Below are 24003 nucleotides of genomic sequence, written 5' to 3'. Positions count from 1 at the left end.
TATTGGTTGAGGGCTTTTTGCTTGCTCAGCAGACTGAAGTTTTGCCATCTACTCCAAAGATCGGATGATTTGGTGCATAGGAAACAAGCAGGCTTGTCATAATAACCTTAGCGATTCTGTTAATCCCACAAGAGAAAGGTAGAGCACAGTCGATGCGAAAAATGAACCTATGGCTTTTCACTGCTATTTTGCTGATATCCGCATTGGGAATTCGTTATTTGCTTCCTGGGAATACAGCAACTGAAAGTTCAGCCGAGCGTACACCGCAGCAGTTAGAAGAAAAGGCCTTGCCTACGTTTAGCAGCAATACAGTGAAATATGGAAGTTACGGTCAGGATGTATATGAGCTTCAGGGGCGTCTGAAGTACCTGGGATTTTACAATGGTAAAATCGACAGTAATTTTGGCAGCAGCACGCTGAAATCCGTCAAATGGTTTCAATCCGAGTTTGGCATGAAGGCAGATGGTGTGGTTGGAGCTGAGACCAAGCTCAAGCTGTACAATGCGTCAACCAAATGGTCGCCAACAGAGCCGCCGCTACACAAGGAATCCTCAGGTGGGGGTGGAGGTAGCAACAATACGGCAGATAAAGAGCAAGACAATATGGGATCTGCCAATGCCCTTGGTCTCTCAGAGAATGAACTCAAGATTATGGCTAACGCTGTATATGGTGAAGCCCGGGGTGAACCGTTTGAAGGTCAGGTTGCAGTCGCAGCAGTAATTTTGAATCGCGTAAATTCACCAAGCTTTCCAAGTACACCTTCTGGTGTGATTTTTCAACCAGGTGCATTTACGGCTGTAGCGGACGGACAGATCTATCTGGAACCAAACGCACAAGCCAAAAAGGCAGTTGAGCAGGCCTTGAATGGATGGGATCCGTCCGGTGGATGTCTCTATTATTTTAACCCGAAGACAGCAACATCCAAATGGATCTGGACCCGTCCACAAGTGAAAACAATCGGACAGCATATCTTTTGTATGTGATGATGTTGGAAGCAACCAGAAGGCGTGACTTCGGTTGCTTCTTGCCTTTTGAATGGGTTAAAATGGTTGTTACGTTTAGCTTAATACGATTGCATGATAAATGACGCCGTAAAGGGGTTTTGACATTTGAATACATCAGGATTCGAACGAGGTAGCAAGAGAGAGTTTCGTATACATGTGCTTCCAACTAAACGTTTTAAAACGTTTGCTATATCGTTATATGCAGGAGTTCCCTTACGGGAAGATACAGTAACCAAAGTAGCGCTGACACCTTTTGTTCTGCGACGCGGCACGGAGTCATATCCGGAAACAACGCAATTTCGTGAGCAACTGGAGCATCTGTATGGAGCAGGTTTTGGTTTTGACGTTTATAAACGCGGGGATTACCAGATTGTACAGTTCCGAATGGATACCATTAATGATTCCTTTGTTGGAGGGGATGAACAGCTACTGGATCGTTCATTTGCCTTCCTAGGAGAGGTTCTTACACGACCTGCACAGGAGAAAGGACATTTCAGGACGTCTTATGTACAAGCGGAGCGAGAGACTGTTCGTAAAAAGCTGGAGTCCATCGTGAACGATAAAATGCGCTATGCCGCTGAACGCAGTATCGAGGAAATGTGCAAGAACGAGCCATACCGTCTTCATCCATTGGGTGAGCGAAAGGATCTGCCCGGAATTGAGCCTGACACACTGACTGCGTCTTATCAGGAGTGGCTACAGCAGGCGAGTATGGATTTATACGTGGTAGGGGATACGACACTGGAGGAGGTCGAGAACCTTGTTCAGCGTCATTTCAATGTAGATCGAACGTCCTCCTCTGATTACCAGACACAGGCAGCGGTTCGAGGAGATAAGGAAGTGGAGAACGTTGTTGAGCGACTGAATGTGAGTCAGGGAAAACTCAATATGGGACTCCGTACATCTATCACTTATGGAGATCCTCAGTATGCCGCAGCACTAATGTACAACGGGATACTCGGTGGTTATCCTCATTCCAAACTGTTTGTCAATGTTCGTGAAAAAGAAAGCCTAGCGTATTACGCGTCTTCGCGTTATGACGGACATAAGGGCATTGCAACGATTCAATCCGGGATTGAAATCCCTAATTATGAGAAGGCCGTCACGATCATCAAGCAGCAGCTGGAAGAAATGAAAAGCGGTACAATCAGTGATCTGGAAATGTCTCAGACCAAAGCAATGATCCGTAACCTGCTTAAGGAAATGCAGGATTCTGCTTTTGAGATGATCGCTTATGACTTCAATCGACAGTTGTCTGGCAAAGAGAGAACGGCTGAAGAACTGTTGGCTCAGGTAGAACATATTAGCAAGGAAGATGTGCGTGAGGCGGCAGAACAATTCCGTCTGGATACGATTTATTTCTTGCGGGACGAGAAGGAGGAATAATCGGTGGAGAGCATTCGGTATGAGCATTTGCAGGAGACACTATATTACGAAGTAATGGATAACGGACTGCATGTCTATATTTTGCCTAAACCGGGATTCCAGAAAACGTATGCTACGTTTGCAACCAAGTATGGATCGGTGGATAATCATTTTCAGGTTGAAGGGCAGGAAGCAGTGAAGGTCCCGGATGGGATTGCTCATTTCCTGGAGCATAAAATGTTTGAAGAACCAACAGGTGATATTTTTGCAACATTTGCGTCTCATGGTGCTTCAGCTAACGCATTTACGAGCTTTGATCAGACGGTTTATTTGTTTTCAGCGACTGAATATGTGAATGAAAATATACAAACATTAGTCAACTTTGTGCAAAATCCTTACTTCACGGATCAAAATGTGGAAAAGGAAAAAGGCATTATTGGACAGGAAATTGACATGTATGCTGATAATCCGGATTGGCGTGTTTATTTTGGGCTTATCGAAGCCATGTATCAGAAACATCCGGTGCATATCGATATAGCAGGAACGGTGGAATCCATCCGTACGATTACCAAAGAGATGTTATATGAGTGTTATAACACCTTCTATCATCCGAGTAATATGCTCTTGTTTGTGGTGGGTGGTGTAGATCCACAGGAAGTCATTGATATGGTTCGATCGAACCAGGAGCAGAAGGATTATAAGCCACAGGGGAGTATTCAACGCTTCTTCGAACCGGAGCCTGAGCAGGTAGGAGAAGTTAGACGGGAAGCAAAACTGGCTGTTTCACTGCCCAAATGTCTGTTTGGATTCAAGGAGACGGACGTTGGACTTACCGGGGAACAATTGTTACGGCGAGATATGACAACGCAGCTGATGATGGACCTTTTGTTTGGCTCAAGCACACGATTATTTCAGAAGCTCTACGATGAAGATCTGATCTCGGACAGCTTTGGACATGAGTATAACAGTTCGCCGCAATATGCGTTTTCAGCCATTGGTGGTGATACAAAAGACCCGGATCAACTGCTCGCGCGTATACGTGAAGAAGTGGATGCCATTGTAGAAAAAGGGTTCGAATCCACGGATTTTGAACGTGCACGCAAAAAGAAAATAGGCGGATATTTGCGTATGCTCAATTCTCCGGAGAACATTGCGCATGAATTTACACGTCAGCAATTCCGTGGCGGTGATTTTTTCAATATGCTGCCGCTCTATGAATCGATTACACTGGAAGATGTAAATCTCAGACTGAGAGAGCATATTCGGTGGGATCAACTGGCTGTATCGCTAGTCGTGAGTCCTTGATATGGAGAGGGGAACAGGACAATTGAAGGCAATCGGGGAAATGACTGTACTGGTAACTGGCGCAAGCGGTGGCATTGGAGCGGCTATCGCAGAACGTTTCGCCAGAGTGGGAATGAATGTTGTTATACACTATATGAAATCGCATGAAGCAGCGAATGAAGCCGCCAGACGGTGCATGGAACAGGGCAGTGGAAAAATCATGACCGTGTCTGCGGATCTTCGCAGCCGGGAACAGATTGAGCGCATGCGTGAGAAGCTCGAGTCGCATAATCTCATGCCAGATATTCTTGTGAACAATGCAGGAATCTCGCACTATGGGATGTTGGCTGATGTTACAGAGGAGATCTGGGATGAAGTGATGGCGATTAACCTCAAAGGCACGTTTATGTGTACACAGGAAATGATGCCTCACATGATCTCCCAAAGGTATGGCCGAATCATTAATGTATCGTCGATTTGGGGATTGTCTGGTGCTTCTTGTGAGGTGCTGTATTCCACAACCAAGGGTGGGGTGAATGCATTCACCAAAGCGCTTGCGAAAGAACTCGCACCTTCCGGAGTAACCGTAAATGCCGTTGCTCCTGGCGCCGTTCAGACATCCATGCTGAACCATCTGGATCAGAGTGAACTGAAGATGCTGGAAGAGGAAATTCCGGCAGGAAGACTTGCTCAACCTGATGAAATCTCATCACTGGTTTATTTTCTGGCCCTCCCTGAATCGGGTTATATCAATGGGCAGATCATCAGTCCAAATGGCGGTTGGTTAACGTAAAAAAGCAAGAAAACTTGACTGGCTGTGAACGAAACAGGTGAAGGTTGCTGAGAAGCAGCCGTCTTCCGGATTATTTTCAAAATGCTCGTATATAAAATGCCTCGAAAGCACATATTACAACTGTTGATTTTAAATCTCATGCGTCATCTAAGGAGGATTTATCATGTCAACAGAAAAAACAGTGCTCTCCAGTTTTGACACATGGAAGAAGTTCCTGGGTGACCGCGTACTGCAAGCAGAGAAGATGGGGATGAGTGAAGAAACCATCAACAAACTTGCGTATGAAATCGGCGACTTCCTTGATGAGAAAGTCGATCCGGCGAACCATTCCAACCGGGCATTGAAAGAGTTATGGGATGTCGGCGATGCAGATGAGCGTCGTACGATTGCGTGCCTGATGGTCAAATTGGCCAAACAAAACGCATAAGATTACAGATGAAGAGCTCCCGTAAGGGGGCTTTTCTCTAATGATTACAAACGGATTACAGAGCTGTTCTTGTAATTCATTTTCATTTTATATATCATTAACGTGACCCATTTTTAGAAGATGTCTCAGATTGTTGTCCAGTGGACACGTTCTGTTGCTGTCGAATAATGTGGAATAATGCATTACGGGGTGTTGAAATGGAATCTAAACAATGGTATATGGAATATAAAATACATAAGAACAGACCCGGTTTGTTAGGCGATATTGCCTCTATGCTGGGGATGCTTGAAGTGAATATATTGACCATTAACGGTGTTGAAGGCAAAACTCGAGGCATGCTGCTTGAATCGGATGATGATGAAAAAATCCGTTTGCTCGGTGAAATGCTTGGCAAAGTAAACAGCATCACCGTATCGGCTTTGCGGCAACCTAAATTGGTGGATATTCTGGCCGTGCGTCATGGTAGATACATTGACCGTGACTCGGATGATCGCAAGACATTTCGTTTTACACGAGATGAACTTGGGTTACTTGTGGACTTTTTGGGTGAAGTATTTAAGAGGGAAGGCAATCAGGTCATCGGTTTGCGCGGAATGCCTCGTGTTGGCAAAACGGAGTCCATTATTGCGGGCAGCGTATGTGCAATGAAGCGATGGACGTTTGTTTCCTCCACACTTCTTCGTCAGACGATAAGGAGTCAAATGTCCGAAGACGAATTGAACCCGAACAATGTCTTCATCATTGACGGAATTGTAAGCACGATTCGTTCCAGTGAGCGGCATTACAATTTGTTGCAGGATATTATGTCCATGCCTAGCACCAAAGTTATTGAACATCCGGATATTTTTGTGCAGGAATCCGAATATGATTTTAATGATTTTGATATTATTATTGAACTTCGCAACAATCCGAATGAAGAAATTATTTATGATACGTTTACGGCTAGCTACACCGACGAATTGTAAGGAACCGTACGGAATCATGAAATAGATTAGCAACAACTCAAGAGATAAACATAAGGAGGAGATGGCATGTCTGAACTGGGTCAGCAGTTAAGGGAGGCCCGGCTGCAAAAAGGGATGAGTCTTGACGATGTACAGGAAATGACAAAAATTCGCAAGAGGTATCTGGAGGCCATAGAAGCAGGAGACTATAAAGTGCTGCCGGGTAGCTTCTATGTGCGTGCTTTCATCAAAACCTATGCGGAGACGGTGGGACTGAACCCTGATGAGCTGCTGGAGGGACACAAAAAAGACGTACCCGCAGAAGAGACGGAAGCAACGATGGAACCGGTTATTCAGAAGCGTTCCAGCCGTCCGGTTGAGCGTAGTAATCGGTGGATGTCTGTCGCGCTGATGTGGACATTCCCTGTTTTGATCGTAGTTCTGTTGTATGTATACGTGGTTTATAACAATGGTGATGAATCAGATAATCCAGGGCTTGATTCAGTCAAAATTACAGACAGTCAACAACAGCCTGAGGATAAACCGGATCAACCTGCCGACAACGGACAGGCATCTAATCCGCCTGCCAAAGATTCAGGTACTGACGGTACTGGTGAGGGCGACGCTGGCGGTAACGGTGGCGGTACAGACACGGAAGGACAGACGGACGGTCAAACGGATGGCCAAACTGATGGCCAAACGGACGGACAGACGGATGAAACTGAGGAAGAACCAACTGAAAATTCACCGTCTAATGTGACTGTTGCAGAAGATGGGAAATCAGGAAATATTACGAACTTTAAAGTTAACGGTAGTGCAGGGCAGCCTGTAACGGTTACGATTAAAGCAACAGGCAATAGCTGGCTGGAAGTTTACAAGGGCGAGAACTCCAGTGGAGAGAAGTTGGAGTATGGCAATACAGCCGATGGCGACAGCTATACCTTTGAGCTGGATAGTGCGGGAATGTATATTAAGTCCGGTTACGCTGCAGCGACCACGATTGAGGTTGGCGGGCAAGTTGTAACGGATGGCAAGGCGACCAATCGGATCCGTTTGAAGCTTGGTGAAGACAGTAGTAGTACTTCTTCTTCCACAGGTGTTGAAAATGGATCAACGGATGGTACAGGAGGTACCACGGGTAGCGAATAACCGGGTCAACTGCAGGAGACAATAATCGTGTCTTAACTTGCAGTTAACTTTTGGTGAAGTGAGGTGGATGGCTGTGACAGTCAGCTGGATCGTAACAGGTTTAGGGATCATTGTCAGCCTCCTGGGTTATTACCTGACTCCAAGTGCTTGGGGTTACGGAATATTGGGTTTTGGACTTGCACATGTACTTTTGGGTGTGCTCGATATGTTTAGACAGCCCAACCGCAGCCGCTATTAGCTTGGAAGCTGGACCAGCAAGCATTTTTGGCAGCCACTTGAAGTGGAAGCCAAAAATGCTTTTTTCTTTGTGTAAAACAGCTTGAAATTAGACTTTTGCTTAAGGTATCCTCTATAATGTTACAGAACATACGATTAACTGAAAGGGTGACTGGTTTGAGCTCAGAAAATTCATTTGATATCGTGTCCAAAATGGACTTGCAAGAACTGACAAATGCCGTTACACAAACCGAGAAAGAAATTGGCGCTCGTTATGACTTCAAGGGCAGCAAGAGCAGCCTGAAGCTGGATAAGGATGCGTTAACGATCGTATCTGATGATGAGACCAAACTCAAGGCTGTCATTGAAGTGCTGCAATCCAAAATGGCGAAGCGTGGTCTACCATTGAAAAACATTGATTACGCAAAGGTAGAGCCAGCGTCTTCTGGTACAGTCCGCCAGCGTTTGAATTTTAAACAGGGGATTGATCAGGACATCGCCAAGAAAATCAATATCCTGATTCGGGATTCCAAGATGAAGGTGAAGAGTCAGATTCAGGGAGACCAACTCCGGGTAACTGGTAAGAGTAAAAATGATTTGCAAGCTGTCATGCAGCTGCTAAATGGTGCTAACCTGCCTCTGGATTTGCAATATACAAATTTCAAGTAATATGGCCTTTTTGTAGCAAAAGTGTTTTTTGACACGGTATTGGGCGTATATTATACTAAGTGTGCATTGCTGGCAGTCAAGCATCAAGTCCAGTCCTCATCGTTTGCTGACTTTGTGAAAAGCAGTACATCTTCTGGAAGTCACCGGAACGTTTAAAGCGGTTTTGCTTTTGAGCGGTTGACTTTATTTTTTGCGTTTCTACATAGTGGGATCATGTTAATATGGATTGACATTGAAACTGTACATTTCATGTTCCGGATGATGATAACGGGATTATGATGATTGTTTGGAGTAATGGAGGATATGAGGGAGGGCGTCTTGTGAATTTACCCAACCGGATTACGCTTGCACGAATTTGCTTAATCCCTTTTTTGATGGTGTTCCTGCTCGTGGATTTTCCATTTTATCCAGAGCCGTTGCAGCTTGGAAGCTTTTCGCTTCCGTATAATCAACTGATTGCTGCTGTTATTTTTTATCATCGCCGCAAGCACAGATGGAATTGACGGATACCTTGCGCGGAAAAATAACATGGTTACCAATCTGGGGAAACTGCTCGATCCACTCGCAGACAAGCTGCTGGTTACTGCAGTTTTGGTCTCGCTTGTGGAGATGGGCAAGCTGGATTCCTGGATTGCAGTTGTTATTATTAGTCGTGAATTTGCAGTTACCGGCTTGCGTCAAATTGCATTGCTGGATGGTTCGGTTGTTGCCGCCAGTGCTTGGGGCAAGCTGAAGACTGTAGTGCAGATTGTGGCGATTGTGCTGTTGCTGTTGAACAATTTCCCGTTTTCATACACGGGTATTCACGTCGATATTATCGCGGTATGGGCAGCAGCGCTTATTACCATCTGGTCGGGTATCGATTACTTTATCAAAAACAAAAACCTGCTTCATTTAACAAAAGCATAATGGTTTGTTCTTAAATGGGTAATCATGAAGGAAGCATTGGGTCAGGGGCAATAGGAAATTATCCTATTGCCCTTTGATCACTCACCACGTGTACAGGAGGATGCTCAATGAAGGCAGAAATCATTGCAGTTGGCACAGAGCTACTGCTTGGACAAATCGTCAATACCAATGCCAGATACCTATCCCGTGAATTGGCTGCGATGGGGATCGATGTATATTTCCAAACGGTGGTTGGGGATAACCTGAATCGACTTAGTGAAGCTATTCGCATTGCGCAGGGCCGTGCAGACGTTATTTTATTTTCCGGTGGCATCGGACCTACCCAAGATGATCTGACCAAGGATGCGCTCGCAGCTGTTCTTAACCGGAAACTGCATACAGATCGAATGGCAATGGACAAAATTGAGAGCTTTTTCAGAGATCGTAATGTGGATATGACAGAGAATAACAGACGTCAGGCGATCGTTATTGATGGCGGAACACCTCTGGCCAATGAAACGGGCCTTGCGGCAGGAAATGCGATTTCTGACAATGACAAATATTATGTTGTGATGCCTGGACCACCTAAAGAGCTGATTCCAATGTTTGAACAGGAAGTCAAACCTTGGCTGTTCCAGCATGTACTCACAGAAGAGATGCCGATCTATTCCCGAATGCTCAAATTCGCAGGTATTGGTGAATCTGCTCTGGAAGATCGACTTCTGGATCTGATTGACGTGCAGACAGACCCTACGATTGCTCCTTACGCGAGCGAAGGCGAAGTTACGGTACGTGTCTCCACAAAGGCTGCGAGTGAGGGAGAGGCGAAGCTGAAGCTGGATGCGATGGAGGTTCAGATTCGGGAACGTTTGACAGAACATCTCTACGCGAACGAGGATGTGCCTATAGAGTACACGATTGTAACCATGATGTCTGACATGGGGCTGACGCTCAGCGCTGCTGAGAGCTGTACAGGAGGGCTTGTCATGCAAAGTCTGACCTCTGTACCCGGAAGTGCGTCAATGCTCAAAGGTGGAATTGTTTGTTACTCCAATGAAATTAAGGAAAAGCTGCTGAATGTGCCTCATGATTATCTGGAAGGTGAAGATGCACCTGGGGCGGTAAGTCCTGAGGTTGCAAAAGTGCTTGCTGAGCAGATCCGCATGATTGGCGATGCTGATTTTGGCTTGGCTGTTACCGGTGTAGCTGGACCGGGATATTCGGAACGCAAGCCACCCGGACTTGTCTTCATCGCTCTTGCTGAACGTGGAAAAGAGACGGAAATTCATGAGCTGCGTATTAATGGTAATCGCGAGACGGTTCGCATTCGTTCAGCCAAAGCAATTCTATATCGCTTATGGCAAAAACTTGTGGCGATGGATTGATTAGTTAATAGCTTCGATTGCATTTACAGTTCCAAGCAAGTATAATTAAGGAAGACGGAAGAACCGTAGAATTAGGCTTTACAGCCTTGTTTACGGTTCTTTTTTCTGTTTAATGGAAAGTTTCCTTGAGGAAGAGGCGCCTCGGCCTTTACAAAAAAAAACGAATGTATGTTCGAAAAAAAGCTTGGCAAACGTGTTAAAACAAGGTATCATTATCTTATAAACAGTAAAGGGTGTGAGCTTATTGTCAGACCGTCGTGCCGCGCTTGATATGGCGCTCCGTCAAATAGAGAAGCAATTTGGTAAAGGATCCATCATGAAACTGGGTGAGTCCACTCATATGAATGTGGAAATTATTCCCAGTGGTTCCTTGGCTTTGGATATTGCATTAGGAACAGGCGGCTTGCCTAAAGGCCGTATTGTTGAAATATATGGACCCGAATCCTCTGGTAAAACAACCGTAGCATTGCATGCTATCGCTGAAGTACAAAGAGCGGGTGGACAAGCTGCATTTATTGATGCCGAGCATGCTCTTGACCCACAATACGCAAGCAAACTTGGTGTTAATATTGATGAATTGCTTCTGTCTCAGCCAGATACGGGTGAGCAAGGGCTGGAAATTGCAGAAGCTCTTGTACGCAGTGGTGCAGTAGATATCGTCGTTATTGACTCTGTAGCCGCATTGGTTCCAAAAGCAGAGATTGAAGGCGAAATGGGTGATTCACACGTTGGTTTGCAAGCGCGTTTGATGTCTCAGGCGCTGCGTAAACTGTCTGGTGCAATCAGCAAATCCAAAACAATCGCAATCTTCATTAACCAGCTTCGTGAGAAAGTCGGCGTTATGTTTGGTAACCCGGAAACAACACCTGGTGGTCGTGCTCTGAAGTTTTATTCCACAGTACGTCTTGATGTGCGTCGTATTGAGAGTATCAAATCAGGCAATGACATGATTGGTAACCGTACTCGTATTAAAGTTGTGAAAAACAAAGTGGCACCTCCGTTTAAACAAGCGGAAGTGGATATCATGTATGGCGAGGGTATTTCGAGAGAAGGCAGTATCATTGACATTGGTACAGAGCTGGACATCGTTAATAAAAGTGGTGCATGGTACTCCTACGAAGGCGAGCGTTTAGGACAAGGCCGTGAGAACGCAAAGCAGTTCATGAAAGAGCATAAAGATATTGCTGACATCATTGAACAAAAAATTCGTGTAGCCAGTAACTTGGTTACTGCAGTTCCTGCGCCAACTAGTGAAGAGCAACAAAAAGAAGCAGAAGAAGAACAAGAATTGTTTGAAATCAACGAGTAACCTCTCAAAACCTCCCTTGTAGGGAGGACCCTGAGGGTGTTCCCCACTGGACTCCGTAAACTTATCTGATTGAGCTTGGATCAATCTGGATAATGGATTGTAGTGGGAGTACTCGTGCTGTCTAACAGCCCCTGTCCCAATGGACAGGGGCTGTTAGCACGCTAACTGTGGAGTAAAGGCCGGGCAGAGTTCCCGGTCTTTTGTATTATTAGTGTTCTCTGTCTTATGTGAAGATGTGCTTGGCGTAGTCAGAACGAAAATGTTATGAAAGGGGAGACCAGAATGGATCAACATGACGAGGATTTATATGAAGAAGCAGAACAGGACGGCCTATCCCAATTTCCGGACAACGAAGAACTTATTATTACACGTGTAGAACGAACGAAGAGCAGGCAAGCTCGTTATCGAATCACTTTTGGCATCCACTCCATTACGGTTCTTGAAGATGTGATGATTAAATACAGGATGACTCAAGGTAATACGTTTATGAAGAAGGATCTGGAGGAAATCATTGTAGCTGACGAGCGACAGCGGACCTATGCACAGTCTCTGCGATTTTTGGAGCATAAGCCACGTACGCGCCATGAATTAAGTCAGAAACTTCGTCAGAAGGAGTTTGCTGCACCTTTGATTGAAGAGGCGCTGGATCGGCTTGAGCGGGAGAACCTGGTGGATGACGATCTATTTGCGAAGGAATGGACAAGACAGCGTATGGAGGGCAAGCGGAAGGGAAAACTGTGGATAAGGCAAGAGCTGCGTCAAAAGGGCATTGCCAATGATCTCATTGTTGAGGCACTAGAAGGGATCAGTACAGATGCGGAATTTGAGACTGCCTTGAGTGCAGGACGCAAAAAATGGAATCAGGTCAAAGGGGACGTCAAAGAGAAGAAAAATAAAACGCTTCCCTTCCTAATGAGACGTGGTTTTTCAATGGATATGGTGCGCCGGGTCGTGAATTGTTTAATTGAAGAAGATGAGGCTGGGGACCCTGAAGATGACGAAGCGTTGTTATGGGATTAGCAGACTAGAGTCTCTATACTGCATTCTCTTGACAATTTCTTTCGTCAAATACTAAAATGGACATGAGTCTGTAAGAAATGGACAACCCTTTTTCCTTCCAAAAAAGCGGTTTCGGTTTCTTAAGATTTATACCATTCTTAATTATGGGTTTGCTGGAAACAGTGAATAGTACGTGGAAACATGTACATGTGAAATGAAAATCGGCGGGGGATCGCCGTGAGTATTCGTTATTCCCAAACATATGTAAGGTTTGAAAACTGCAAATTGACCCAAGGAATGCCTTGGAGGAACCAACGAGGAGGTGAACAGTATGAATCCTGCAATCACGATCGCTCTCGTTGTGGCCGCGCTAATCATTGGGTTCGGAGTAGGGTATTTTATTCGCAAATCTCTTGCAGAGGCTAAAATCTCTAGTGCGGAACAAGCTGCCGTACAAATCGTGGAGAACGCGAAGAAAGAGGCAGAGGCACTGAAGAAAGAAACGGTGCTGGAAGCGAAGGATGAAATCCATCGCATTCGTGCTGAAGCTGAAAAAGACACTCGTGAACGTCGGAATGAAATTCAACGACAAGAAAGACGATTGTTGCAAAAAGAAGAGTCGCTGGATAAAAAATTGGAATCACTCGAACGTAAAGAAGAGCAAGTGGCTAACAAAGAGAAACGAATTGATGAGACTCAGCAGCAGATCGAAATGATTTACAAAAACCAGGTGACAGAGTTGGAACGTATATCCAACCTCACCATGGAAGACGCACGCAGTATCATACTGTCCAACGTAGAACAGGAAGTTCGTCATGAGACGGCTCAAATGATCAAGGACATTGAACAACAAGCGAAGGAAGAAGCGGACAAAAAGTCCCGCGAGATTATTACACTCGCCATCCAACGCTGTGCGGCTGACCACGTAGCGGAAACAACGGTATCTGTTGTTACCCTGCCAAATGAAGAAATGAAAGGCCGGATTATCGGTCGTGAAGGACGTAACATCCGTGCGCTTGAAACCCTTACAGGGATTGACCTCATTATCGATGATACGCCAGAAGCTGTTATTCTGTCGGGCTTTGACCCGATTCGCCGTGAAATCGCCCGTACTGCCCTGGAGAAACTGGTGGCTGATGGACGTATTCACCCGGCACGGATTGAAGAGATGGTTGAGAAATCCCGCAAAGAAGTGGATGAGCGCATCCGTGAATACGGTGAGCAAGCTACCTTTGAAGTGGGCGTGCATGGTCTGCATCCGGATCTGATCAAAATTTTGGGCCGGTTGAAGTTCCGTACAAGTTACGGTCAGAACGTCTTGAAACATTCCATGGAAGTCGCTTATCTGGCTGGACTGATGGCTGGCGAACTCGGAGAAGACGTAACTCTGGCAAGACGTGCAGGTCTATTGCATGACATCGGTAAAGCGCTGGATCACGAAGTGGAAGGATCACACGTCGAAATTGGCGTGGAACTGGCGAAGAAATACAAAGAACATCCGGTTGTAATCAACAGTATCGCGTCCCATCACGGAGATTGCGAAGCGACTTCGGTCATTGCCATGTTGGTTGGCGCAGCAGATGCGCTCTCCGCAGCAAGACCAGGCGCACGCCGCGAAACGCTGGAAACGTATATCAAACGACTGGAGAAGCTGGAAGAAATCTCAGAGTCCTTCGAAGGTGTCGAGAAATCGTACGCCATTCAGGCCGGACGCGAAGTTCGCGTTATGGTACAGCCTGAGAAGATCGATGATGCTGAAGCCTTCCGCTTAGCCCGTGACATCACGAAGATGATTGAGAATGAACTCGACTATCCGGGTCACATCAAAGTCACCGTCATCCGGGAAACCCGTGCGGTTGAATACGCAAAATAGAGCATTACGGAAAAGTGGCCGCAGTAGTGGGCCACTTTTCCTGTTGATAGCCTGTTAAAAGGCAACTACACATCATAGAGCATAGATAGAGTCCTGCAAAGGTTCAACATTTGAAGTAAGAGGACTTTGCAGGAATTGAGGAGGCAGTAATCAATGAAGGTTTTGTTTATTGGTGACATTGTAGGTAACGTGGGACGTAAGGCATTAAAGGAAAATTTACCGTACCTGAAATCGAAGTATAAGCCACATGTGGTGATTGTGAATGGTGAAAATGCGGCAGCAGGTCGCGGCATTACCGGTGCAATCGCAAATGAGTTTTTCAACTGGGGTGTACATGGTATTACACTTGGTAATCATACTTGGGACAATAAGGATATTTTTGATTTTATAGATGATGAGCCCCGCATGATTCGTCCAGCGAACTTTCCACCAGGCACACCAGGACGAGGGTACACGGTTGTCAAAGGCGAAGGGAAAGAGCTAGCGATTGTCAATCTTCAAGGAAGAACGTTCCTGCCTGCTCTGGATTGTCCATTCCGTGTAGCTGATGAAATTGTAGATGAGCTGCACCAAGACCATAAATGTATTTTGGTCGATATGCATGCTGAAGCGACGTCAGAAAAGATTGCCATGGGATGGCATCTGGATGGACGTGCGTCTCTCGTTGTAGGTACACATACACATGTACAGAGTAATGATGATCGGATTTTGCCTGGAGGAACGGCTTACTTGACGGATGCAGGCATGGTAGGGCCCCGTGACGGTATATTGGGTATGGAGCGTGAGGCCGTGCTGCGTAAGTTCTACACTCAGCTGCCTGTACGTTTCGTTGTGGATGATGGCAAATGGCACTTCCATGGTGTTTTTGTTGAAATTGATGAAGCCACAGGTGCGGCAACACGCATCGAAAAAATTCGTCTGATGGAGGACGAGTGGCGCATGGAATAGGGGTATTGTCCCAATTTGCAGGGAAACCCGTCTAAAAAGAAGGAATTTTTTTGCCTCCCGCGAATAACATCTAGTAAGTGGAAACAAACTTTCAACATTCCCAGGGAGGTACTTACCATGGATGTATTAAAAGTTTCAGCAAAGTCCAATCCTAATTCTGTAGCCGGCGCTCTTGCAGGGGTTCTTCGTGAACGTGGAAATGCTGAACTGCAGGCAATTGGAGCGGGAGCACTGAACCAAGCCATTAAAGCGGTAGCGATAGCCCGGGGATTTGTAGCACCAAGCGGAGTTGACCTGATTTGTATTCCAGCTTTTACAGACATTGTGATCGACGGCGAGGACCGAACGGCCATTAAGCTGATTGTGGAGCCCAGATAATACATGCAGTATGCATTGAACCTGTTTACGATGTAGACAGGTTTTTTTGCGTTTTTTTGCAATAACATATTGAGGAGGGTTTAAGATGTCCATGTCTGATTGGCGTATAGCTGATTTTCACTGTGATGCACTGAGCAAAATTTTGATGCAGCCTGCTCTTTCATTCCAAGATGCTCCACAACTGGATGTGAACTTGCAACGTTTGAAAGAGGGAAATGTAGGGTTGCAGGCGTTCGCCATCTATTTACCCGAAGTGCTTGGCAGAGGCAAGTTTGAACATGTGATGGGACAATTGGAGATTTATCGTAGACGTGTAGAGAGAAGTCAGGAGCGGCCTGGCGGCACACAGACGTTGTTATGGCGTGAACAGGTGGCTCAGGTGGGGCAAACAGAGGGTCCGTGGGGATTAATCACAATGGAGGGTGTAGATGGCCTGGAGGGCAACCTGTTCTATCTGGAGCTATGTTATCAGATGGGCGTTCGAATTATTGGACTAACGTGGAATTATGCCAATTGGGCGGCTGACGGAGTAATGGAGAAGCGTGGAGCAGGTCTGACGGAGAAGGGGAAAGAACTGGTGCGCCAGTGTAATGAAATCGGAATGCTACTGGATGTGTCACATCTGACGGAGAAAGGGTTTTGGGAACTGGCTGACTTGAGCAAACGTCCTTTTATTGCCTCCCATTCCAACAGTTATAGCGTATGTCCCCATGTGCGTAATCTGAAAGATGATCAGATTCAGGCCATCATTGCCCGGGAAGGGCGGATTGGACTGACGTTTGTACCCTGGTTTGTCAAGCAGGAGGGTGAGGTACGTATAGAAGATCTGCTGCCTCATATTGAGCAATTCTGTTCTCTCGGCGGGCAGCATCACCTGATGATGGGGTCCGATTTTGATGGAATTTCAACGTATATTCAGAGACTTGAACATTCAGGACATTATCCGAGACTGACGGAAATCCTGCTCAAGCATTATGATGAACATCTGGTTCGTGGCTGGTTGTGGGGGAATGCAATGAGTTATCTGGGGGAACACTTGCCAGAGAGCAATCCAAAGATGAAGGGGAATTCCATGAAATAGTGAAGCCGTGTGTGCGTTGAATGGGTTGAATTGAAACTTGTTTTCCAAATAAAGGAGGGGAATGATGGTGAAATAAGTGTATTTCATGAATTTTCACCAGTTCGTTTTCATTTCACTCCAAAAAGGGGTATAATACCATTGGATTGTTAAGAGCCTGAGTACAGGCCATAGATAAACAAGGAGTGAAATTTACAATGAGTAAAACAGTACCTGTGGGCGTATCTGCCCGTCACATTCATGTATCCCAAGAGCACGTTGAAATTTTGTTTGGCAAAGGTTATGAACTGACTGAATTTAAACCACTGTCCCAGCCTGGCCAATACGCTGCTAACGAAACTGTAGCGGTAATTGGTTCGAAAGGACAGTTTGATAAAGTGCGTATCCTTGGACCTGTTCGCCCTGAAACGCAACTGGAGATCTCTATGACAGATTCATTTGCTATTGGTGTTAAAGCACCTGTGCGTGAGTCCGGAAGCATTGAAGGTACACCGGGAATCACGATTAAAGGTCCTGCTGGCGAAGTTACGATTGATAAAGGTGTTATCGTTGCTGCTCGTCACATCCACTTCCACACTTCGGATGCTGCAAAATGGGGTATCGAGGACAAACAATTGCTGAAAGTTCGCCTTGGCGGAGATCGTGGTCTGGTACTGGAAAATGTACTGGCTCGTGTATCCGATTCTTTTGCACTGGACATGCATATTGATACAGATGAAGCTAACGCTGCTGGCGCTCGTAATGGCGACACTGCTGAAATCATCGATTAATTACATGTAATAGCTTCAGCCGCCAATTGGGGGTCTGAATAACATATAAACCTGAGCACAGCCAACAGGGGCCGGTTAATTCCAGCCCTGATGGCAAGGCTCAGGTTTTTGTGTTTTCTTAGTGTTCTTGTGAGCATGGCATGTTTCGGATTAGACGAAGGAACATGCGCTTTGGATGTGGAACTACAGCCCAATTCATGCTATAATTTGCTGTAATGCTCTTTTAATGTTCCAAGCAAGAAATTCACTGGAACAGGGATGAATGAACGATTTTTTATTAATAGAGGCTGTAAGGAGTGACCGAAGGAAATGGCTAAAGACTCAAAAAAGGATTACTCCCAATATTTTGATTTCTCGGATGCCAAAGTAATTTCGCAAGATGAATTCAGCAAAAAGATAAGAATCCGGGGCCGTGAGATTAACATCAAATCGGAACCCAATCATCGTCAGGAGAAACAGCGGGGTAAGGAAGACGTCCAGGTGCTTTACGAAAATGCCGTTCCCGATGAACTGAAAAACATAGGGAAAGGCAAACATTATATTGTATATACGTATGGATGTCAGATGAACGAGCATGACTCGGAAACCATCAAAGGACTGCTTGAGTCTATGGGATATCAGGCTACAGAGAATCGCAAAGAAGCTGATATTATTCTGCTCAATACGTGTGCCATACGGGAAAATGCGGAAGATAAAGTATTTGGTGAGCTTGGTCACCTGAAAACGCTAAAACTCGAACGTCCGGGATTGTTACTTGGCGTATGCGGGTGTATGTCCCAAGAAGAAGGCGTCGTCAACCGAATCATGCAGAAACATGGCTTTGTGGATATGATCTTTGGTACACATAATGTGCATCGACTGCCACATCTAATCCAGGAAGCGCTGTTCAGCAAAGAAATGGTTGTTGAGGTGTGGTCCAAGGAAGGCGACATTATTGAGAACCTGCCGAAAAAACGTGAGGGTATGCGCGGCTGGGTGAACATTATGTATGGCTGCGACAAGTTCTGTACATATTGCATCGTTCCGTTTACGCGGGGCAAAGAACGCAGCCGTCGTCCGGAAGATGTCATTGCCGAAGTTAGGGATTTGGCACGACAAGGCTTTAAGGAGATCACGCTGCTTGGTCAAAATGTGAATGCGTACGGCAAGGATTTCACCGACCTGAACTACAGCTTTGGTGACTTGATGGATGCCATTCGCCAAATTGATATTCCGCGAGTACGGTTTACAACCAGTCACCCACGTGACTTCGATGATCGCTTGATTGAAGTGCTGGCCAAGGGCGGAAACCTGGTGGAGCACATTCATCTTCCGGTGCAATCTGGTAGTTCAGAAGTACTCAAGCGTATGAGCCGCAAGTATAACCGGGAACACTATCTGAAACTGGCTGACAAAATTAAAAAGGCCATCCCGGATGTTGTGTTGACAACGGATATTATTGTTGGTTTTCCGGGGGAAACGGAAGAACAGTTTGAAGATACACTTTCCCTTGTCCGTGAAGTAGGGTATGATTTTGCCTATACCTTTATTTATTCCCCACGTGAAGGTACACCGGCTGCGGTGATGGAAGACAACGTACCGATGGAAGTGAAGAAGGAACGTTTGAAGCGCTTGAACGAAACGATCAACGAATACAGCCACCGAAGCAATGAAGAGCAACGCGGCAAAATCGTTGAAGTACTCGTTGAAGGTGAGAGCAAGCGGAATTCCGAAGTTCTGGCAGGACGTACGCGCAGCAATAAGCTGGTGCATTTTGAAGGACCCAAAGAATTGATCGGTACTTTCGTACAAGTGGAAATCACCGATCCGATGACTTTTTATATTCGGGGCAACCTGCTCTCCGAGCCGGTAGCTGCCAATCAGTAATACACACACCAATAAGATGAGAATTTTGGGGTTCAATATCAGGTTCGGACATTCGCGCAAGTAGCGGAGGGGACGGAATCGGTCTGTAGAAGCGAAGCGTTCGCCTTTGTCTCCGGATTTTAACCTTGAACAATTGTAATCAGAAAAACCCGGAGACAACAGCGATCAAAAGAACGATCCGTACCCGCAGCGGTCATGGAGCAGACGTTTGAACTCATTTGAGCCCAGGTTCTCATCTTATATCATCTCATAGAATGGAGCGATTTCAGTGGCGCAGGAAGAAGTGCAGTACAACCATTATGGAATGCCAACCTACGATACGCGCAATCTGGTCATACGCGACGACATTATGGGAAAAGCCAAAGAATTGGCTGATATGCTCGGAACGAGTGAGGAAGTTAGACAGTTTCAACAGGCTGAAACCAAAATTCGTGACCATGAGCGCATCCAGCAGTTGATTGCAACGATCAAGAAAAAACAAAAAGAAATCGTTGCTTTTGAAAGCTTCAAAAATGTGGAGATGGTCAGCAAAATTGAACAGGAAATTGAAGATCTGCAAAGCGAACTGGACAGTATTCCATTGGTTACGGAATTCCAGCAGAGCCAGAGCGACATCAACTACTTGCTTCAACTAGTGATCTCTGTAATCCGGGATACGGTTTCTGAAAAAGTAAACGTGGAGGCTGGAACGGATTCACCTCCGACCAGTTGCGGTTAAATGACGGAAGGGTGCGGACGCTGTCCGCGCCTTTTTTGACATTACATAACCTTTAACGTGGAGTGGCTATCGCCAAGTACTCGGAATATAATTCCAAGCAAAGCTCCACGCTGTGGGGTTATTTTGTGTGGCGCAACTGACTTTTAATGATAAAGGCACATGACATCAAGAGAGCTTGATACGTACAGTGAATAAAGGAGAAATGAATAATGAGTATTTTGGACAAAATGGTGGAAGACGGAGACGGACGATTCTGGGGATTTCTCGGATGTCGTTATATTAAAGGAGACGGCAAAGAAGTACAGATCGCGTTGACAGCAGGCGAACATCATACCAACTCCATGGGGATTATTCATGGGGGTGTATTAACTTCACTGATGGATCAGGCGATGGGTATGGTTGCAACAGCAGCAATGGAAGTGGACGGCTGTGTGACAACAAATCTGAACGTACATTTTCTCGCACCGATGAAACAAGGGGAATTAACGGTGACAGCTACCGTACTGCATCAAGCAGGACGCAGTGTTACGACTCAATCGGAGGTTCGCGATGCATCGGGCACGTTGGGATGTATGGCTACGGCGACATTCCGCATAGCACGCCCGAGAACGTAACGCATGAATCCTGCGGTTGACAAAAGATATTATTATGTCATAATGAAATTATCAAAATGAAAATAGTCGGTGGTGCCCATGAGCGAAAACTACGAACACTTTAATGCAGAGAGCGACGAACAAGCAGCACGTGCTTATAGTTCCAAAAAATATCGTACCCCCGATGGTGTTCCTGCGGATATCGTTATGTTCACCTTAACCAAGCGGGAGCGCAAGACGGTGACTAAGACACTTCCCATTCGGGAACTGAAAGTGATGCTGATCAAGCGCAAAGGCTGGCCTTTTGCAGGCAGATGGGCATTACCCGGTGGATTTTGTCAGGAAAATGAATCCATCTATGGTGCAGCTAAGCGTGAGCTGATGGAAGAGACAGGTGTAGATGGTGGACATCTGGAGTACTTGAATGTATACAGTCAGCCGGGCCGTGATCCGAGGGGCTGGATTATCTCCCACGCATTTTTCGCGCTTGTGGAAGAATGGATGCTGGATCAACGCCAAGCAGCAGATGATGCTGAGGATGTTGGATTGTTCACCATTCAGGAGGCGCTGCAAGAACTGGAACTGGCCTTTGATCACAGAACAATCATTGAAGATGCTTATCGACGTATTCAACAGCAGATGCTGGAAACGACGATTGCTCGTCAGTTCCTGCCACGTGATTTTACATTAAGTGAATTATATCAGGTTATTCAAAGTGTTGTACCGGATTTTGAAGAACCAAACTTCATTCGCAAGATTACGTCTACCCGCAGCCGTAAAGGCATTGTGGAAGAAGTAAGAGATGAAGAGGGGAACCTGGTGAGTTCCAACCAGTACTCGCAGCGTCCGGCGCAGCTATATCGTTTTACAGAACTCGTACCACGCCTTTCCATCTATACGTAATAAGGTGTAGATGTGTCAATCTGATTGAATCAGGATCAACCATTTCTGGGCTAAGGGAGTGTTGACGATGAAAGCACTGATTGTCATTGATTTTACGAAGGATTTTGTGACAGGTTCTTTGCCTGTAGGTCAGCCGGCTATTGAGATTGAAGAGACGATTGCAGCTGTAACCGAGGCCTATTGTAAGAACAAACATGAGGTAATCATGGCTGTGGATCTGCACGAAGAGAATGATCCGTATCACCCGGAGACTGCACTTTTCCCACCTCATAACATCAGAAATACGGAGGGAAGACAGTTATATGGTCGTCTTGCCCAAGTGATGGAAGAACGGAAAACAGATATACAGTGGATGGATAAGACGAGATATAGCGCATTCTGTGGGACCGATCTGGAACTCAGACTGCGTGCACGTGGTATTACGGATATTGCACTGATTGGGGTATGCACGGATATTTGCATATTGCATACTGCAGTGGACGCTTACAATAAAGGTTTTCATATTACGATATATGAAGATGCCGTTGCCAGCTTCAATCCGGCAGGGCATGAGTGGGCACTTGGACATTTTCGTTCCAGCCTTGGTGCTTCGGTGGTTAAGGCGAGCGAGACAGTCTTGGCTTAAGTCTACTCCATAGTCATGTTTGGTTGACCTCCTGTTAGGAACCGGATGAATGTGGTGAATGGTGTATAGAGTTTTTTACGGGAGACTTGTTTGTTTAATACGGATGAACAGAATCATGAAGAATAAGTCTCCATATGTTAACCCGTGTTCACAGATAAAATCTGGGGGCACGAGCGGAAGTCAGAGAGGATGAGACAAATGCAGACAACTAGCCTGGCTTTACATACGGATAAATATCAGATCAATATGATGTACGCCCATTGGGTGAATGGTACTCACAAGCGGAAGGCGGTATTTGAAGCCTATTTCCGTAAGCTTCCTTTTGGCAACGGATATGCGGTATTTGCCGGATTGGAACGTATTGTGAACTATATCAGTCAGCTTCGGTTCACGATGGACGACATCAAATTTTTATCCAAACAAGAGGAAAATTACGATCCGGTCTTTCTGGAAGAATTGCTCCAGTTTTCATTTCAGGGGACGATTCATTCCATGAAGGAGGGTGCAATTGTTTTCCCTGACGAACCGCTCATTCGGGTAGAAGGCTCCATTATGGAGACACAATTAGTGGAGACGGCGATACTTAACTTCATGAATTATCAGACGTTGATTGCAACCAAGGCTTCGCGGATCAAACAGGTAGCACAGCAGGATACGTTGCTCGAATTCGGCACACGACGTGCACAGGAAGCGGATGCTGCTATATGGGGCGCACGTGCCTCGTATGTGGCAGGCTTCCATGCAACGTCCAATATGCTGGCCGGAGAGCGCTTTGGAATCCCAACAGCAGGTACACATGCCCATTCTTGGGTACAGAGCTTTATGAGCGAGCAGGAGGCGTTTGACGTGTATGCCAAAGTGTTGCCTGATCAGGTTACGCTGCTGGTCGATACCTTTGATACGTTGAACAGTGGGGTACCTCACGCCATCAAGACAGCCAAGAAGTTGGAGAGCCAGGGTAAAAAGATGAATGCCATTCGTCTCGACAGTGGTGACCTTGCGTACTTGTCGATTCAGGCACGTCAGATGCTGGATGAGGCTGGCTTGGATTATGTGAAAATTGTTGCATCCAATGATCTGGATGAGAATACGATTTTCAACCTGAAGGCTCAAGGAGCACGGATTGATACATGGGGTGTTGGTACACAGTTGATTACCGCTTCTGACCAGCCATCTTTGGGTGGAGTATACAAATTGGTGGAGCGTGAAGTAGACGGTGCCATGCTGCCTACGATCAAAATATCTGCCAATCCTGAAAAGGTGTCCACTCCAGGTAAAAAGGAAGTGTTCCGGATCATTGATCCGAAACATGGCAAAGCGATTGCAGATTATATCTGCTATCCAGATGAAGAGCAGCCGCTACAGGGCGGACCGCTCAAGCTGTTCAACCCGCTACACCCTTACCTGAAAAAGACGGTTACCCGCTACGAAGCGGTCAATATGCTGGAGCCAATCTTTGTGAATGGACGTAAAGTGTATGAACTGCCTAATCTGGATGAGATTCGGGCGTACCACCGGGAACAGATGAACCTCTTCTGGCCTGAATACCAACGGAAGCTCAATCCGGAGATCTACCGTGTGAACATCAGCCCTGCGGCATGGAATATGAAGCAGAAGCTCATTGCGGAACATGTGAAATCCACAGAGGAATGATCTACACATAAGAATTACAGAGAGGCATAACCAGTGAGGGATTCTGGCTTATGCCTTTTTGATGCCTATAAAATGTATACGTTCTTAGCGGAGTTGAACGATTCGATGATCGCAAGCAAAATTTCCGCTATACGCGTTCTGTCTTCTGTGAAAGTACGTCGATAGT

General features: G+C 46.0%; 23 protein-coding genes and 1 pseudogene. All 24 read left to right on the top strand.

Features of this window, described 5'->3' with window-relative positions:
• Nucleotides 1–152 precede the first annotated feature (152 nt).
• The 24 genes and pseudogenes from sleB to QF041_RS08865 all read left to right on the top strand — a co-directional run bounded on the left by sleB (nt 153) and on the right by QF041_RS08865 (nt 23837).
• Complete coding sequence (gene sleB, locus QF041_RS08980; protein WP_307413649.1) at nt 153–983, top strand: spore cortex-lytic enzyme; 831 nt, start codon at nt 153–155, stop codon at nt 981–983.
• 126 nt (nt 984–1109) lie between these two features.
• Nucleotides 1110–2390 carry an EF-P 5-aminopentanol modification-associated protein YfmF gene (gene yfmF / locus QF041_RS08975; protein WP_307413647.1) on the top strand — a complete coding sequence of 427 codons (1281 nt, stop codon included), beginning with the start codon at nt 1110–1112 and terminating at the stop codon, nt 2388–2390.
• 3 nt (nt 2391–2393) lie between these two features.
• A complete protein-coding gene (gene yfmH / locus QF041_RS08970) occupies nt 2394–3674 on the top strand; it encodes an EF-P 5-aminopentanol modification-associated protein YfmH (RefSeq protein ID WP_307413645.1) in 1281 nt (426 codons plus the stop codon).
• A 1-nt stretch (nt 3675) separates the two neighbouring features.
• A complete protein-coding gene (gene ymfI, locus QF041_RS08965) occupies nt 3676–4446 on the top strand; it encodes an elongation factor P 5-aminopentanone reductase (RefSeq protein ID WP_076326809.1) in 771 nt (256 codons plus the stop codon).
• A 163-nt stretch (nt 4447–4609) separates the two neighbouring features.
• Nucleotides 4610–4873, top strand: a complete 264-nt coding sequence (locus QF041_RS08960) for a DUF3243 domain-containing protein (RefSeq protein ID WP_017689119.1) — start codon at nt 4610–4612, stop codon at nt 4871–4873.
• A 197-nt stretch (nt 4874–5070) separates the two neighbouring features.
• A complete protein-coding gene (locus tag QF041_RS08955; protein WP_047842510.1) occupies nt 5071–5838 on the top strand; it encodes a DUF3388 domain-containing protein in 768 nt (255 codons plus the stop codon).
• Nucleotides 5839–5904: 66 nt separating this feature from the next.
• Complete coding sequence (locus tag QF041_RS08950) at nt 5905–6966, top strand: helix-turn-helix domain-containing protein (RefSeq protein WP_307413642.1); 1062 nt, start codon at nt 5905–5907, stop codon at nt 6964–6966.
• A gap of 73 nt (nt 6967–7039) precedes the next feature.
• Entirely contained in the window at nt 7040–7204 is a 165-nt protein-coding gene (locus QF041_RS08945; RefSeq protein WP_167350848.1) for a hypothetical protein, read from the top strand.
• A gap of 155 nt (nt 7205–7359) precedes the next feature.
• Nucleotides 7360–7851: a YajQ family cyclic di-GMP-binding protein gene (locus QF041_RS08940; RefSeq protein WP_036609266.1), complete on the top strand. Its 492-nt coding sequence runs from the start codon at nt 7360–7362 to the stop codon at nt 7849–7851.
• A gap of 320 nt (nt 7852–8171) precedes the next feature.
• Nucleotides 8172–8760, top strand: a pseudogene (gene pgsA / locus QF041_RS08935) (CDP-diacylglycerol--glycerol-3-phosphate 3-phosphatidyltransferase).
• A 107-nt stretch (nt 8761–8867) separates the two neighbouring features.
• On the top strand, nt 8868–10124 hold the full coding sequence (locus QF041_RS08930) for a competence/damage-inducible protein A (protein ID WP_307413639.1): 1257 nt from the start codon (nt 8868–8870) through the stop codon (nt 10122–10124).
• A 244-nt stretch (nt 10125–10368) separates the two neighbouring features.
• Nucleotides 10369–11433 (top strand): recombinase RecA, encoded by a 1065-nt coding sequence (gene recA / locus QF041_RS08925; RefSeq protein WP_307413638.1) that lies wholly within the window; start codon nt 10369–10371, stop codon nt 11431–11433.
• 282 nt (nt 11434–11715) lie between these two features.
• Nucleotides 11716–12453 (top strand): regulatory protein RecX, encoded by a 738-nt coding sequence (locus tag QF041_RS08920; RefSeq protein ID WP_076208863.1) that lies wholly within the window; start codon nt 11716–11718, stop codon nt 12451–12453.
• Between the two features lie 310 nt (nt 12454–12763).
• Complete coding sequence (rny, locus tag QF041_RS08915; protein WP_036609258.1) at nt 12764–14305, top strand: ribonuclease Y; 1542 nt, start codon at nt 12764–12766, stop codon at nt 14303–14305.
• Nucleotides 14306–14458: 153 nt separating this feature from the next.
• Nucleotides 14459–15253 carry a TIGR00282 family metallophosphoesterase gene (locus QF041_RS08910; RefSeq protein WP_307413634.1) on the top strand — a complete coding sequence of 265 codons (795 nt, stop codon included), beginning with the start codon at nt 14459–14461 and terminating at the stop codon, nt 15251–15253.
• Nucleotides 15254–15370: 117 nt separating this feature from the next.
• Complete coding sequence (locus tag QF041_RS08905) at nt 15371–15631, top strand: stage V sporulation protein S (RefSeq protein ID WP_007430104.1); 261 nt, start codon at nt 15371–15373, stop codon at nt 15629–15631.
• 85 nt (nt 15632–15716) lie between these two features.
• Nucleotides 15717–16712, top strand: a complete 996-nt coding sequence (locus tag QF041_RS08900) for a dipeptidase (protein WP_373461320.1) — start codon at nt 15717–15719, stop codon at nt 16710–16712.
• 194 nt (nt 16713–16906) lie between these two features.
• Nucleotides 16907–17479, top strand: coding sequence for a phosphate propanoyltransferase (gene pduL / locus QF041_RS08895; RefSeq protein ID WP_053783855.1), 573 nt, complete (start codon nt 16907–16909; stop codon nt 17477–17479).
• A 309-nt stretch (nt 17480–17788) separates the two neighbouring features.
• Nucleotides 17789–19345 carry a tRNA (N6-isopentenyl adenosine(37)-C2)-methylthiotransferase MiaB gene (miaB, locus tag QF041_RS08890; protein ID WP_307413632.1) on the top strand — a complete coding sequence of 519 codons (1557 nt, stop codon included), beginning with the start codon at nt 17789–17791 and terminating at the stop codon, nt 19343–19345.
• 304 nt (nt 19346–19649) lie between these two features.
• Nucleotides 19650–20063, top strand: a complete 414-nt coding sequence (locus QF041_RS08885) for a YlbF/YmcA family competence regulator (protein ID WP_197997748.1) — start codon at nt 19650–19652, stop codon at nt 20061–20063.
• Nucleotides 20064–20272: 209 nt separating this feature from the next.
• Entirely contained in the window at nt 20273–20677 is a 405-nt protein-coding gene (locus QF041_RS08880) for a PaaI family thioesterase (protein ID WP_036609249.1), read from the top strand.
• Nucleotides 20678–20755: 78 nt separating this feature from the next.
• Nucleotides 20756–21559, top strand: coding sequence for an NUDIX hydrolase (locus QF041_RS08875; RefSeq protein WP_062833857.1), 804 nt, complete (start codon nt 20756–20758; stop codon nt 21557–21559).
• A gap of 67 nt (nt 21560–21626) precedes the next feature.
• Complete coding sequence (locus QF041_RS08870; RefSeq protein WP_307413630.1) at nt 21627–22184, top strand: cysteine hydrolase family protein; 558 nt, start codon at nt 21627–21629, stop codon at nt 22182–22184.
• A gap of 198 nt (nt 22185–22382) precedes the next feature.
• Nucleotides 22383–23837 (top strand): nicotinate phosphoribosyltransferase, encoded by a 1455-nt coding sequence (locus QF041_RS08865; protein WP_091017227.1) that lies wholly within the window; start codon nt 22383–22385, stop codon nt 23835–23837.
• The last annotated feature ends 166 nt before the right edge of the window (nt 23838–24003 follow it).

The organism is Paenibacillus sp. W2I17 (assembly GCF_030815985.1).
Taxonomy (GTDB): Bacteria; Bacillota; Bacilli; order Paenibacillales; family Paenibacillaceae; genus Paenibacillus.
The sequence above is the reverse complement of the archived record's forward strand: the minus strand, read 5'-3'. Positions and strand labels throughout refer to the sequence as shown.